We start from the raw sequence: 13,806 nt of genomic DNA on the forward strand, positions 1-13,806 counted from the left end.
TGTTCCTCTTCCTATAGATTTAACCGTTTGCCAGAAACGCGCCAATTCGTTCGTGTGTTCGATAGTCTGTCATTATTTTAGTTATATTTCACAGATACTTAAGTCTATTTTGGAATGCCTTATTCTCATTAGATTCAAAAGATAAACACATTAATAATATTGTATGACTTATATCACAGTAAACAAACCTGAAAAGATTATAAAATAAGCGCCTCCCACTTAATGATAAAGAGACGAATGAACACTACCACCACTCTTGTTTATGACACTTTGAAAAGCCTTGCTGCTCACGCTCCTGAGCAACATGCCGAGATTAGACAGCGGTTATATGAGCAGTTGAGCCTGCCATTTAACAAGCAGCTCTCGTTATACGCTAATGTGCTTGGTCCTATCAGCTCAGGTAAGTTAGCGGGATGCGACAATATTGATAAAGCGGTTGAGCTGGCACTGGATGTGCTGGAAGGCCGAAATAAGTAATTCCCCTTTAAATGCGTAATATAACGGCCCAGATCTTCCCCCAGATCGGGCCGTTTTTATTCTCGTCATTTATCTAGTTGAATTTTAGGCACAAAAAAGGCGCAGATGATCCACGCCTTTGGTTTAGTTTACTCTAAATTTTAAGAAGTCTTGAACTGCGCCACCGCTTTATCCATGTCATGGGCTTGCTCTGCGACCTTGTCAACTTCAACTAAACAGTGCTGAGCTGATGCGTTGTTGTCGTTAGAGATGGTGTTTAACTCGGAGATTGAGTCACTCACTTGTGCCATAACAGCACCCTGCTCTTCAATTGCTGATGCGATACGCTCAGAATTACCTTGGATGCTTTCCATATCGCTTAAGATAAGCTGCAGGCTAGCATCGAGCTCTTCCGAATCTTTCAAAGTCAGTTGGCCTTGTTGGTTACATTCACCAATCTCGGTCATCGAAGCGTTCATTTGGCTTTGAATTGCCGTAACAACGCTGGTGATTTCGGTTGTAGATTGATGCGTTCTGCTTGCAAGAGCTCGAACTTCATCTGCAACCACGGCAAAGCCTCGGCCTTGTTCACCGGCGCGTGCCGCTTCAATGGCCGCGTTCAATGCCAATAAGTTGGTTTGTTCTGCAATGCCTTGGATGATGTTCACTGCATCGCCGATTTGATCAACATGATGATTCAGCGAGCTTATTGAATCTTGGCTGCTTGAAAGGCGCTCAGATAACTGGGTAATATTGCTGATCGTATCGACCACCACTTCACGGCCTTTATCGGCATTCACTTTTGCTTGATGAACACCTTCAGCCGCAACTGATGTGCTTTCTGATATTTCACCAATGGTGAGTACCATCTCTTGCACTGACGTAGTCATTGTAGAGGTGTGATTTGCTTGAACTTCAAACTGTTTGATTACTGACTCTAGCTCGTCATGCATGTTCGACGTGCTTTGGGTCAGTTGCAGTGACTTAGATTGAGATGCAGCGATCAAGCCTTCAAGCTGATCCAACAGTTGGTTGAAGTATTGACCTAACGTGCTCAGTTCATCTTTACCATCTAGGTGTGAACGAATAGACACGTCGTTCGAATCAACAATATTACGAATCACTGAAAGTAGAGATTCGATTTTACCAATAATAAAACGGACGATTAACCAGCTGAACAGAATGATCGACACGAGTAGCGTGACGCAAAGAATGTTGTTGATCAGCGATAGTTTGTCCATCTCTTGTTGGGTTTCTTGGTCCAATACCGCTGAGAACTCTTTAAATTGAGTTTCAATCGCGTGAGAACCTGAGCGTGCTTGCCCTAACAAACCTTCGTTATGCTTCAATCCAATCACACGCTTCTGCGCAACGACTTGCTTTGCAGCATCTAAAAGTGCACTTGACCTTGCATTCGAAGTAATAGAAAGAACGCTTGGGTCAAATGTGCCCTTTTCAATCAGATCGTTAAACAGGTACAGCTCTACTTTTTGCTCTGCGCCGACTGTTGCACTGATGCTGTCTAGCTCTTCATGAAACTGGCCGAGCAAACCTTTGTCACGTACTAATCCATACACTTCACTCGCTTTTACTAAGTTAACAAAGCTTGTGTGGTAGGTTTCAATATCTTCACGTAGGTGTGCGCTGTTGGCTAAACCTAAATCACTGAGCACTGCATTGAGCTCAGATTCAGACGCTAAGAATTTATTGTAGTTTGCGTCGAACTTGGCGAGGTACTTCATATCACTACGTAATAGGAAATCTTTCTCGTTACGGCGAAGATTGAGTAGTCGCACTTCAAGTTCTTTGGTGATTTGTTTGGCTTCGCTCATTTGAGCGGTGGTGTCTGCAAATTGCGATGTGGTAAACAACAGTGAAATCATGCCGAAGATGGAGAACATCCCCAACGAATAGAGCTTTTTCTTTATATTCATATACGTGGCTCGTCTTTACTAAATTAACTTTGAGTATCTAATTGATCGCATCTAAGCATGGTATACAACTCGTGCGACCTGGTTATTGTTATGGTTATGGTTTTTGTATCAGTAATGAGCACTAAATCTAGCGACTGTTCAGCCCACCAGCAGTGACATTCTCAATGGTATTCAAACAGAGAATGAATCTTTTCACTAAAGATAAAAGCATCAATAACACAAATTGAATACATGTACATTAGTTGAATGATAAAAGTGAGAGACAGCTATTTGACGGAACATAAATAGCTTGAATGCCATGGTATACAAGGCATTGAATTAAAAGACTTTGAAGCACATTTGGATGTATTATTTATGATGACATTTTTTTGGCTCTCCAGAAGAGCACGAGCGAAGCGCAATAGTGGAGGTTTTGACTTGGTTTTTAAACAGTGAATCCGTCTATTGATGATTGTACAGTAAAGCGTAAACGGCGAAAAAAATGGACCTACTCAATTCGAGTCAGGTCCATTTTTTGATTGTCTAGTCAATCGCTTTGCAGCTAAAGAGTTAGGGTGCGAACTCAAGGCTGACTAAAACGCTTTCACCATCTTGGTTAGGCACTTCAATAACACCGCTTTCTCATCTTCTTCGATGTCTTGTGTTAGTCCACTAACCAAATTCAAGTGAAGCTGATTGTGGTGAACGTGTATCTTCTGCCCTTCATCCGTCAAGGCAACCACAATCGCACGACGATCGGTTGGGTGTTCATGGCGCTCAATCAATTCAGCTTTAACCAACTTTTCGATTTGAACGGTAAGCGTACCCGTGGTGATACCCAACTTTTCAGCGAGCTCTTTCATTCTTAACGCGCCATGCATACCAAGCACTTCAATGGTATGTACTTGAGCAAGGGAATAACCTGTCTCTTTGACAACAGACTGCTCCCACGAAGACATTTTATCGTAGAACTCAGTCAGTATTTGGTTAAGCTGTTCTATATTTCGCATGGTCGTTTGAATGCACTTCAAGAGTAAGATGATTAATCTTATCAAACTTGGCGAGCATTTGTTTATATTCAGAGACGGTTTTATCACTGTTTGATTCAAGAGTAATCGCTGCTGAATAGTGATGCCCACTCACCTTCCACATGTGTAAGTCGGTTACGGTCGCATAAGGCGTTAAGGTTTTGGTCACTGAGTCACGATAATCTTGGTCGATATTCTCATCCAGCAGGATTGGGCTGGTTTGTTTCATAAGGTTCATCGTCCACTTGGCAATGACAAATGCACCAACCATTCCCATTGCTGCATCTAACCAGTTCCAGCCGTAAAACTTACCAAATAGCAGTGCGACGATCGCCAGCAGAGACGTCAATGTATCGGCCAAGACGTGCATGTAAGCTGCTCGTAAGTTGTGATCGTGATGATGTTCATGATTCTTATTATGATTGTGGCCATGCTCGTGTCCGTGATCATGATGATGATCCCCGAGCAAAAACATACTGACGACATTCACCGTCAAACCGATACATGCCACGATAATCGCTTCGTTAAACTGAATTGCTTGCGGGTTGAATAAGCGATGCACCGACTCCACCAGCATCAATAACGCCACAATTCCCAATGCGATCGCGCTGGTGTAGCCGCCTAGCACACTGACTTTGCCAGTGCCGAAAGAGAAACGTTCGCTCTCCGCATGTTTCTTCGCATAACGGTATGCAAATAAGGTGATGCCAAACGCTGCAGCGTGCGTCCCCATGTGCCAACCATCGGCAAGTAACGCCATAGAGCCGTAAATAGTACCGGCAACGATCTCGACAACCATGGTGATGATAGTTAACAAGAGAACGTAGAAAGTACGCTTTTCACCTTGGCTGTTATGTGAAGAAAAGTTGTGTTGGTGACGTGTTGGAAAACTCAAAATGGCGTCCTTAGCTCGTGTGTTCAATGTTAGGAGTCGTTACTGATTAATCTTGCTAAAAAAGTGCTTTGATTGACAAGTAGTTTGATAATCAAATCAATAAATGGAATTTAGTTTGATTATCAAACATTGTCAACGATGAATTTTAAGGCTCTGATTTGGGAGAGTAATAATTTATAGGGGGATCTAATTAGCTCGACAGCCTATTAGGTGGAGAAACAGCTGCGCTTTGCAGACACAAAAAAGCCCACACGAGGTGGGCTACTAAGATCAGATGGAGTTATTGGTTTTGCAGCAGGGTAATCTCATCATTCACCCAACCTAACAATTGCTTGGTGGCTTTCGACAACACTTGGTTCTGCCGAACAATATAACCAAGACTGGTGCTAGAAAAGTTCATCAACGGTGTCACTTTCGAATGCAAATGCTGCTTGGTGGATACCGCAAATTCAGGAACAATCGCCACACCAAATCCCGCTTCCGCCCAATCGATTTGAGCGTCGACACTCCCTACTTCCATCACCCTATAATTAGGTAGATTAAGGCTTGGTAAACCTTCATCAATGAAGTCACGCGTTCTCGTATCGTGGCCAAGTAGAATCAAAGTGAGCTCTGCATCAGAGTCTTGGATATCAAACCCATCGCCTAGCGCGCACCAAGAAAGCTCTTGCAGCTTAGTGAAATACAATGACTCGTTGTGCTGTTCTTTGGCGATAACAAAACCAATATCCGCTTGAGCATTTTTAACTAAACTCGATGCCTGAGATGAGGTGGTATTCAAGAGCGTAAGGTCAATGCCGGGATACTGCGCTTTGAACTTCTGGAACGGGCGAATTAGCAAGAATCGAGAAATGATGTCACTTACGGCAATGGTTAACGTCCCTATTTTGAGATCGTTAATCGCATTGAGATCGGCCTGACAAATTTGGAGTTCGAGTAGCGTTCTTAGGCTTGTCTCTAAGAGCCTTTCGCCTGCTTGAGTCAGTTGAAACGGACTTCGCTCTATCAACTTGATGCGTGTTTGTTGTTCCAGTTGTTTTAGGTGCAAACTCACATTAGGTTGTGTCATATGCAGTGCATTGGCCGCTTTCCCGAAATGCTTGTATTCCGCTAGCGTCACAAACGTCTTCAACAAATTAATATCGAGCATCATGTCCTCTCTCTCGTGTCACTAATATCATTCCCTAAAAGTAAAGAATGCCCCATCGTCATTCCCTACAGTGAGGAACGAACGTGATAGGGAATCTCGTTTGTAGCTTAAGACTTTAAGGATATATGAAATCCTTATCAAGATAATAAAGATAATTAATTTCTCTTATCCACTTTGTAGGCCTAACATGATTTCTCAATCAGTTAGGAGAAAAATTATGCCATCTATCGTTGTTGTGGGCGCAAACTGGGGTGATGAAGGCAAAGGCCGCATCGTCGATTTTTTAGCAGACCAAGCTTCTGCTAGCATTCGTTTTCAAGGCGGAAACAATGCAGGTCATACTGTGGTAAATGACTTCGGTACATTCAAACTGCACCAACTACCTAGTGGTATTTTTAATCCTGACTGTACAGCGGTTCTTGGCCCAGGCATGGTGATCAGCCCTGCTGCGCTGACTCAAGAGATTGCAGAAGTTCAAGAGGCTGGCATCAAAGTGAAAATGGCGATCTCAGATCGTGCGACACTGTGCCTGCCTTTACACGCCCTTGAAGATACCCTTGAAGAAGAGCGTTTGGGTGACGGCGCTTACGGTTCAACACGTCAAGGTATTGCACCAGCATACGGAGATCGCGTGATGAAGAAAGGCATTCTTGTCGGTTGGTTGAATCAACCTGAAATTTTAGAGCAACGCATTCAATTCCTACTTGATTGGAAGATGCCTCAACTTAAAGCGCTATACCCTCAATGTGACTTCTCTCAGACTGCTTCTGAAATGACAGAATGGCTACTTGAAGTAACTAAAGCTTGGCGCCCGTTCATCTGCAACGTAACTGAGCCTCTAAAAGCACTGCAATCGCAAGACGCGAACCTACTGTTTGAAGCTCAGCTAGGTGCAGGTCGTGATCTAGTTTATGGCGAATACCCGTGGACGACATCTTCAAACGTAACGGCTGCTTATGCTGGCATTGGTAGTGGTTTACCAGCCCTTCGCCCTGAACGCATTATTGCTGTTGCTAAATCGTTCAGCTCGTCAGTAGGTACTGGCACGCTAGTGACGGCAATGGAAGAGCAAGACAGCTTCCGCGAAAGCTCTAACGAATACGGTGCAACCACGGGTCGTCCGCGTGATATGGGTTACTTTGATGCAGTAGCTACTCGCAACGGTGTTGACCTGCAAGCCGCGACTGAAATCGCACTAACTAAGATTGATTGCCTATCTGGTCTATCTGAACTTAAGATCTGTACGGCTTACTCAGGTGAACACACTGAGAACCCGATTTGGCCACAAACGGCTGAGCTAAAACCTGTTTATGAAGATATGGCAGGTTGGGATGAAGACATCACTGGTTGTCGCACGTTTGAAAGCCTTCCTCAAGCGGCACAAGATTACGTAACTCGCATCGAAGAGTTGATGGGCGTGCCAATCGTGATGGTATCAGTAGGTCCAGAGCGCGAACAAATGATCATTCGAGCTTAGTTTAGAAGACTATTAGACCCACATCTACATCTACATCTACATCTACATCTACATCTAAGCCCACACTAGTGGGCTTTTTTACGCCCGTCACGAACATCTAAATCTTGTTTTTCTTATTGAGGTACATGTTTTCATCGGAAGACTTTATTAGATTTATGATGTTGAAACTGCGAGAGTCAGCGATACCACAACCATATGAAAAACCGAGTTGCACCTCATCATCACAACGAAAGCTTTCAATGAAGTCATGAAATTCAGTGTGGATTTTATTGATCAACTCAGAAACATAACCAGCCTCTTCTGAATGTATGACGACGATGAACTCATCACCACCGACCCTAGCCGATATGATGTTGTACTTTGCATTGTTTTTTATGCATGACGCAAAGCCAGAGATATAGTCATCACCTTTGAAGTGGCCATAAGTATCATTGATGTACTTCAAATTATCCAAGTCGAAATACAAACAAACGATCTCTCCATCGCTGATGTTTGCTTTGTTGAATTCATGGAAGAAGCCCCTTCGATTAAGCAGCGTTGTCATGATATCAAAGTGACTGTTTTTGTATAAAATCCGGCTCTCTTCTTTTAATAGAATTTCAGAACGCAATAGAGTCGATATGTTTTCAATCAAGCTAACTTGGCTCTCGGTATACGCTGTTGGGCTTAAATCAAAAACCAAGAGCACCGCAAACACTTCGCCATCGATATCTCTTACCGGGACGCCGCAAAACGACTTATAGGCATCCGCCCCATTCGCAGAAACGGAATCACCACCAGCATGACCACTCAAATAAACCGTGCGATTTTCGTTATGCACATACTCACAAAAGAGGCTAATTTTGCTCTTATGTTGGTTACACGATATGTTTGAGGAGCTCCACACGCTCTCAGAACCAGAGCAACTCAAATCAGAGATCATGATGATGCCCGCATTCGATGCGTCCATGATGTCTCGTATGTTATCCAATATAGATACCCAAGTATCGACATCGATATTTTTTTGCATCCCTTCAGAAGAGAACTTATCAAAAAGCATTAATATTTCTTTAGTATCAGACAGTTAAACTTAATTGAATATTCATTAGTATACGTTGTAACAAAAATTCCAAGAGCGATAGCTTAGGGTGGTTATTACGACAAAGTAACAACCAAGCCCTACATCCTAGTTTTCTAGTTCGGAAGCATCATTCGCAGAGGCCCAAATTTCTGAACGTCTATTCTTGGCTCTACCCTCTGACGTTGCGTTGGACGCAATAGGTTTACTTTCACCAAATGAGCGTATAACAAGGCGATTCTTCTCTACACCATCCGCGATTAAACCATTCGACGTAGTCAGCGCTCTTTGGAGCCCCAATGCTTGGTTATAACCTGCTTCGCCAGTGCTGTCAGTGTGTCCATCCACTGTAATCGCACTGCCGTTAGTCTTTAATTCGCCAGCTAGTTGGCTCAATGCTTTGCTGCCCATTGGTGTTAAGTTGTGTTGGTCGAAACCAAAATGAAGGCGAGCGAGCAACCCTTGACGCTCTTGGTTACTAATCCAAGTCTTACAACCTGATTGGTTCATACCGAGATTGGATTGACCTGCTAACGCTTGTTTTAGCTCACTGCTGTCAGACGGCTGCTCTATTTGTAGAAAGCCCTGTCTGTGTTGTGCAATGCCGACGACATTATCGACTCTTACACTATGTTGATATTCACTGAATGCGGTGTCGCAATAAACACTGATACCTTCTTCCGCATGAGCGATAAAACTAAGTTGCAATGTCGATAGGACGATTGAACTGATCATTAACTTTTTCATATTTTCCTCTAATACAACTTAGTGATTCCGCTTGTTTTTGAGCCTTTACGGATGAGTTCTTCTATCTTTTCAATCAATTCATCTAAGTTAGATACGTCGATGATGTCTTCATTTGGGTCGACAACGCAGTCTTGAAAACCACTTTGTTGAGATGCTCGAAAATCGATACCAATAACACCTATGTATAAGCCTGGTATTTCCTCTCTTGCTTTGTTACACATGCCTCTGTCGACTAACCCTTTGAGGATGCCGTTATTCGGACTCTCCTGCCCATCGCTTAAGATCAGCAGCATCTTGATTTTCTTGTTGTAGACTTGTTGTTCTTCTTGCTCGGAACTGTTCGGGTCACCGTCATGAAGCACCTGAGAACCTCTCAAAATACCTTGAAAAGCCGCAGTGCCACCGTCTGCCCACATCGAATTAATCGGATTCAAGTCTGAAAGCTTGTTCGATAGTTGAATGTTAGAAAACTGCGATGAATTGGAAGAACCATGCGCGTTAAATAAACTTGTTCCACTCACACTATAAAAATCAGGCTGTAACCCCGACTTATCAGTAAACATCGTCGATACTGAACTCGGGAAATCAACGTAGTTGTAGACATCGGCAACCAAGTAATTATCTTGATAAATCACATCCTGAATGCGTTTGGCGTACCGTCGATTGTCCGATTTTGGATTGGGACAATATGATTGCCAGTTCGCACAGTTGATCACCTCATTTTGCGAGTAGGTACGCCAGTAATCCCAGTTAACATCGTTGTAGGAATAAGGTGATACGTTCGTTTTATAGTTATCTTTATAACTCAACTGGCTTGTCGCCCGAGCTTGATTTCCTGAGACGATCTCCCTAGTTCGAACGTTAAAAGGCACAAAGCCAACTCGATTAAGCAGCTTGTCTCCGGTTGTATCTTCTCCGGGCTCATCACAAACGTATTTCCACTCTCCATCGACGTAGTCCTGTTTAATCGATGTGCAAAGAATTTTGCTGGATATTTCATCGATGGCTGTCTTTAGATCGTCGATTTTTATGTGTCGACTTGAACCCCACCTTTCATTCATTGAACCGGAAAAGTCCGACACAAAAACAATATCGATGTTGTTGTCACCAAGATAAACAGGGTACTTCCTCGCTAACGAGCGTCCCGCTAAGTCTTGCTGCTGATCAAACGAAGGGATAAAGCTACTCGCGAACCAAGAGTCGTGCGTCGTCTTGGCATTCACTGTGTATTGGATGTATTCAAGAACCCCAGTGCCCTCGTCTTCCGCTTGGTGGAACCGGTCGGCAGAAAGGTTGGTTGATTTGATGTCCCGCACGTAGTTTTCGACATACTTGGTCGCGAGCCCACGAGCCTGATCCGGTTGATCTTCAATGGTTACCGCTATCGCCGCAGCCTCTGCTGAATCTCGTAATCGGCTAGTCTCTTGAACATAACGTGTGCCTTCAACCGCCCAAAAAGTCATGCCCATGATTGGAACAAGCAATAAGCCCATCCAAACCGCGGCAACCCCTTGCTGTCTTTGGAGACTGAGATGCTGGCGATTGATATGGCGATCGTGCTGCATTTTCATTTCCTTATCTCCCAGGCATTATTGAAGAAGAGCCAATCTGAACCGTGGTACTGGTGCCACTGTTGAAGAAGGGTTTAAACCAAGAACTTTGCTCCTCACAAAGACTGATTCGGTACAATGGATACACAACGCCCTTTTCTACCGGAGCTAAATCTGCATGCTCGAGAATCGAATCGGTTTGGCAATTTAAGCTTCTGTACTTGCTGGTTGAGAATTCAGCGACATTAACTTTATTGGTCAATGACTCTATCTTGATCGCTACATTATCGACTGGTGTATTGAGCATTCGACTTGCCACTTTAGCCATGTCTTCTAACTCTGAATTAGTTACGGGTAGGTTTTGTCCTGCCAACACGTCCGCATCAAAGTAACGAGTACGCTCTTTGATCACATTGACTAAAGCAAAGCTGGATCGATCGAGCTTGGCACGCGCGAGTAATTGATAGCTCAAGTCGGCGCCAAACAGGTAAACGCCCCACAAGGCCACTAGAATGAAAACTAACTCAATCGTATACGATCCTTGTTGGTGTCTTTTCGAAAGCACACGTTGCTTACGGAGCGTCATCTTTCCACCCCTCGTGTTCTAAGTTCAAAACCATGGTGCTTGAAATATCCCTGTCAGCAGCGCCAGTCAGTTTAATCACTGGCGTGTAGCGGTAGGTCACGGTGATCTCGGCTAAGTTGTAATTGAAGTTCAACCCTTGATTAGAGTGTCCCCTATTCGCGATAAAATCATCATAGGTTTTGAAGTACTGACCTGCGATAGAAAACCGTGAGCTATCGATTAAAAAACTCCATAGATTGTCATCATCTTCGATTAACGATTTGAACTTAGTTTCGTACTGCTCGTTGATCCCTTTGCCTTCATATATTTTGGTATTCCTGATGGTTTCTCTCAGCGAATACTCGGTCATGTTCACAACGTAGATTTGATAGCTCGATTCGAAGATCGCAAAGGTGGCGAAAAACAGAACAAGCGCACCCAGCACAAACTCAATCGCTGTCACGCCCTTCTGCTTATTAAGAAGCTTCATCGTTAACTCCTAGCTGAGTCAATTCAGCGGCAATGCTCTGGATCTCTTCAGCAGAGAAGTCGCCTTTGAGTAGCTTTTTGGCTGAGTCGATTTGCTGAGTTTTCATTAGTGCGATAGCTAGGTTCGCTTTAACGATCTTATTCGCTGGGTCTTCTTTTAAAACCGGAGCTAACGTTTCTATCGCCTGTTGGTATTCACCATTGGCCATTTGAATCATTGCAATGTTGTTCTTAACAACGACATCGTCGTAACCGCGTAATCGGGCTCGGTTGAGTTCTTGATACGCTTCGTTGAATCTTCCAATTTTGGTGTATGACACGCCAAGCAAGACATGAATTTGACCCGTTGTATTTCCCGAGTCGATAGAGGCTAGATAAGCGGCAATGGCTCTTTCAACGTCATTTTTAGCATCAAACACTTGTCCTTCTAACTGGTACAAATTGGGATTTTCAACACCCTCTTTTTGCAAGTGTTGAACATAGAAGTCTGCCGACTCGATATCCCCTTTATGGAAATATGCCCACGCCAGTTTCTCTTTTACCTTTGGGTCTTCGGAGCCCTGCTCTAGCTCGGATTTGTAATAACTAATCAAGCCGTCATAGTTCTTCACTTTTTCCATGCTAGTGACGTCAGCAAGCTGCAAGTCTTGTGCTGAAGGGGCCGATTGACAGCCCGCTAACACGCTCATCGACAACAAAATGAGACAAAAACGTTTTCCAATCACTCGTCGTCTCCCTATATATTCAATGTCATTTGCATGATGCTCGGCGCGAGAATCAAGATAACGATCGGGAACATGATGAAGAGGATCAAAGGGACACTCATCTTCGCAGAGAGCTTACCTACCTTTTCCTCGACCGTAAGAATTTGGACTTTTCGCATGTCTTCCGCGAGGTCACTTAACACACTCGCCACGGATGTGCCGTATTGCAGGTTTTGAATGATGGTCAGTACAAAACTTCGTACTGGTGGCGTCGGGATACGTTCACTCAGATCATTGAGCGCCTTCTCTAGTCCGTGTATTTTTGCAGAATCAGATGTGCGCTTAATCTGGTAACAAAGGTCTGAGTCAAATTCAGCCAGCTCCTTGCCCAAATAAACCAGCGCCGCTTCAATCGTCATACCGGTTTGAACACATACCGACATCATGTCGAGCAAATACGGCAATTGAGCTGAGGTTCGACTGATCAACATCTTGCGGCGCATTTGAAGCATTGTATCTGGGACGACAATGACGCCAATCAGCGAGAAAATAACCACGATCAGTTTGTTGGTGGATGTCATATCCCCTAACAAAACCAAGCCTGAAACCAACGCCAATACCAACAACTTGGCCGGAAAATAAAATTTGGCCCAATCCGTGTTGTAATAACCCGCCTCTATCATTTTTTGCTCGAGTTCATGGCGATGTTCTTTACCAAAACGAACAAAAAAGCGATTTACTCGTGAAGGTGCGCGAGCCGAATTATCCCCGATATAGAGCGCAACCTTCTTATGTCGTTGCTCTTTACGAATCGAATCAACAATCAAAAACAGTAGCGAAAAAAACAACACAATAAGGGAAGCCAATAACATCATGCGCGAACTCCTCTCACTAACAACCAAACAAGAAATAGACCGAACAGTTCACTACCAAGCACGTAAAACAATACAAGCCTTCCTTCTGGATCGTAGAGAACAAACTCCACATTATCGGGATTAACGTAGTTGAGAATAAGCATAAAAATCAGAGGAATAGCCGCAACTATTTTGGCGGAAATTCGAGCCTCCGAAGTCATCGCCATTTTCTTTTTCTCTAGCGTTCGAGAGTCCACTAGCACTCTAATCAGCCGCGCCATCACGCCCTTAAGTTGCCCACCTCGAGCTATATTCGCCCTGATAGTCACGGTAAAGAATAGAAACTCTGGGTAGGGGTAGTTCTTGCACGATCGTTGAAGCACCACCTCTGGTGACTCACCCAACTTAAGTCGGTCGCCCATTAGCTTAAATTCGCGGCCTATCGGGTTGTGCATCACATCGCCTACATAACTGATGGCTTGCATTAAGCTGTCACCGGCAGTGACCGCACTCATTAGAATATTCAGCGCATCTGGGAACGTATTCTCAAATTCACGACGTCTTCTTGTCACTAGGAACCGATAACCACATAGGGTAAATACCATAGATGAGCCCAGCACTAACCACGTATTGGTGATTGATAGCAATTCAACAACGATGTACCAAGATGCGATGATGCTGCCCGTAATATAGAGCGCAATGTAAAGAGAAGAACGCGGGCCTAACACCATCAAGGTGGGTGACACCGACTCTTTGAGTTTTTGCCAGTTTTGCTTACGTACCAATGACTTAACGTTAATGGCATTGAAGTTTTCAGCTTCTACTTCTTCAATATTGAAAAACTGATTAACCTTTTTTACCTTTGAATCTCGGATCAAAAGCAGCACAAACGCAAAGAGGATTAACGAAAGCCAAAGCATG

14 protein-coding genes are annotated in these 13,806 nt (G+C 43.9%); 2 read left to right on the top strand and 12 right to left on the bottom strand.

Going from position 1 to position 13,806, the window contains the following annotated elements:
- The first annotated feature begins 237 nt into the window (after positions 1-237).
- Positions 238-477 carry a PAS factor family protein gene (locus L3V33_RS12465; RefSeq protein ID WP_004733935.1) on the top strand — a complete coding sequence of 80 codons (240 nt, stop codon included), beginning with the start codon at positions 238-240 and terminating at the stop codon, positions 475-477.
- A gap of 140 nt (positions 478-617) precedes the next feature.
- On the opposite strand, the gene L3V33_RS12470 is transcribed toward L3V33_RS12465, so the two are convergent.
- The 4 genes from L3V33_RS12470 to L3V33_RS12485 all read right to left on the bottom strand — a co-directional run bounded on the left by L3V33_RS12470 (position 618) and on the right by L3V33_RS12485 (position 5,445).
- Positions 618-2,339, bottom strand: coding sequence for a methyl-accepting chemotaxis protein (locus tag L3V33_RS12470; RefSeq protein ID WP_237290686.1), 1,722 nt, complete (start codon positions 2,337-2,339; stop codon positions 618-620).
- 623 nt (positions 2,340-2,962) lie between these two features.
- Positions 2,963-3,379, bottom strand: a complete 417-nt coding sequence (locus tag L3V33_RS12475) for a MarR family transcriptional regulator (RefSeq protein WP_004733937.1) — start codon at positions 3,377-3,379, stop codon at positions 2,963-2,965.
- Complete coding sequence (dmeF, locus tag L3V33_RS12480) at positions 3,357-4,292, bottom strand: CDF family Co(II)/Ni(II) efflux transporter DmeF (RefSeq protein WP_237290502.1); 936 nt, start codon at positions 4,290-4,292, stop codon at positions 3,357-3,359. The genes L3V33_RS12475 and dmeF overlap by 23 nt, the downstream gene beginning before the upstream one ends.
- A 280-nt stretch (positions 4,293-4,572) precedes the next feature.
- The gene (locus L3V33_RS12485; protein WP_121603296.1) at positions 4,573-5,445 is read right to left on the bottom strand and encodes a LysR family transcriptional regulator; all 873 of its coding nucleotides are present in this window, start codon (positions 5,443-5,445) and stop codon (positions 4,573-4,575) included.
- A gap of 214 nt (positions 5,446-5,659) precedes the next feature.
- Here L3V33_RS12485 and L3V33_RS12490 point away from each other — a divergent pair, with 214 nt between their 5' ends.
- Positions 5,660-6,919, top strand: a complete 1,260-nt coding sequence (locus tag L3V33_RS12490) for an adenylosuccinate synthase (protein WP_102393905.1) — start codon at positions 5,660-5,662, stop codon at positions 6,917-6,919.
- Between the two features lie 97 nt (positions 6,920-7,016).
- Here the strand turns inward: L3V33_RS12490 and L3V33_RS12495 are convergent, their stop codons facing one another.
- From L3V33_RS12495 to L3V33_RS12530, 8 genes are all read right to left on the bottom strand, one after another.
- A complete protein-coding gene (locus L3V33_RS12495) occupies positions 7,017-7,958 on the bottom strand; it encodes a sensor domain-containing diguanylate cyclase (protein ID WP_146454569.1) in 942 nt (313 codons plus the stop codon).
- A 126-nt stretch (positions 7,959-8,084) separates the two neighbouring features.
- The gene (locus L3V33_RS12500) at positions 8,085-8,723 is read right to left on the bottom strand and encodes an OmpA family protein (RefSeq protein WP_237290503.1); all 639 of its coding nucleotides are present in this window, start codon (positions 8,721-8,723) and stop codon (positions 8,085-8,087) included.
- An 8-nt stretch (positions 8,724-8,731) separates the two neighbouring features.
- Positions 8,732-10,288, bottom strand: coding sequence for a TadE/TadG family type IV pilus assembly protein (locus L3V33_RS12505; RefSeq protein ID WP_237290504.1), 1,557 nt, complete (start codon positions 10,286-10,288; stop codon positions 8,732-8,734).
- A gap of 10 nt (positions 10,289-10,298) precedes the next feature.
- Positions 10,299-10,859, bottom strand: coding sequence for a tight adherence pilus pseudopilin TadF (gene tadF, locus L3V33_RS12510; protein WP_237290505.1), 561 nt, complete (start codon positions 10,857-10,859; stop codon positions 10,299-10,301).
- The gene (locus L3V33_RS12515; protein ID WP_237290506.1) at positions 10,846-11,328 is read right to left on the bottom strand and encodes a TadE family protein; all 483 of its coding nucleotides are present in this window, start codon (positions 11,326-11,328) and stop codon (positions 10,846-10,848) included. Before L3V33_RS12515 ends, tadF begins: the two co-directional genes overlap by 14 nt.
- Positions 11,315-12,016: a tetratricopeptide repeat protein gene (locus L3V33_RS12520; RefSeq protein WP_237290687.1), complete on the bottom strand. Its 702-nt coding sequence runs from the start codon at positions 12,014-12,016 to the stop codon at positions 11,315-11,317. The genes L3V33_RS12515 and L3V33_RS12520 overlap by 14 nt, the downstream gene beginning before the upstream one ends.
- A 47-nt stretch (positions 12,017-12,063) precedes the next feature.
- Positions 12,064-12,906: a type II secretion system F family protein gene (locus L3V33_RS12525; protein ID WP_237290507.1), complete on the bottom strand. Its 843-nt coding sequence runs from the start codon at positions 12,904-12,906 to the stop codon at positions 12,064-12,066.
- Complete coding sequence (locus tag L3V33_RS12530) at positions 12,903-13,805, bottom strand: type II secretion system F family protein (protein ID WP_237290508.1); 903 nt, start codon at positions 13,803-13,805, stop codon at positions 12,903-12,905. Before L3V33_RS12530 ends, L3V33_RS12525 begins: the two co-directional genes overlap by 4 nt.
- Between the last annotated feature and the right edge of the window lies 1 nt (position 13,806).

Source organism: Vibrio sp. A2-1, assembly GCF_021728355.1.
In the GTDB taxonomy this organism is placed as follows: Bacteria; Pseudomonadota; Gammaproteobacteria; order Enterobacterales; family Vibrionaceae; genus Vibrio; species Vibrio splendidus_K.

Coding starts and splice junctions, on each gene's coding strand:
- L3V33_RS12465 (WP_004733935.1), top strand. CDS start 238: ATGAACACTACCACCACTCTTGTTTATGACACTTTGAAAAGCCTTGCT.
- L3V33_RS12470 (WP_237290686.1), bottom strand. CDS start 2,339: ATGATTTCACTGTTGTTTACCACATCGCAATTTGCAGACACCACCGCT.
- L3V33_RS12475 (WP_004733937.1), bottom strand. CDS start 3,379: ATGCGAAATATAGAACAGCTTAACCAAATACTGACTGAGTTCTACGAT.
- L3V33_RS12485 (WP_121603296.1), bottom strand. CDS start 5,445: ATGATGCTCGATATTAATTTGTTGAAGACGTTTGTGACGCTAGCGGAA.
- L3V33_RS12490 (WP_102393905.1), top strand. CDS start 5,660: ATGCCATCTATCGTTGTTGTGGGCGCAAACTGGGGTGATGAAGGCAAA.
- L3V33_RS12495 (WP_146454569.1), bottom strand. CDS start 7,958: ATGCTTTTTGATAAGTTCTCTTCTGAAGGGATGCAAAAAAATATCGAT.
- L3V33_RS12500 (WP_237290503.1), bottom strand. CDS start 8,723: ATGAAAAAGTTAATGATCAGTTCAATCGTCCTATCGACATTGCAACTT.
- L3V33_RS12505 (WP_237290504.1), bottom strand. CDS start 10,288: ATGCAGCACGATCGCCATATCAATCGCCAGCATCTCAGTCTCCAAAGA.
- tadF (WP_237290505.1), bottom strand. CDS start 10,859: ATGACGCTCCGTAAGCAACGTGTGCTTTCGAAAAGACACCAACAAGGA.
- L3V33_RS12515 (WP_237290506.1), bottom strand. CDS start 11,328: ATGAAGCTTCTTAATAAGCAGAAGGGCGTGACAGCGATTGAGTTTGTG.
- L3V33_RS12520 (WP_237290687.1), bottom strand. CDS start 12,016: ATGAGCGTGTTAGCGGGCTGTCAATCGGCCCCTTCAGCACAAGACTTG.
- L3V33_RS12525 (WP_237290507.1), bottom strand. CDS start 12,906: ATGATGTTATTGGCTTCCCTTATTGTGTTGTTTTTTTCGCTACTGTTT.
- L3V33_RS12530 (WP_237290508.1), bottom strand. CDS start 13,805: ATGCTTTGGCTTTCGTTAATCCTCTTTGCGTTTGTGCTGCTTTTGATC.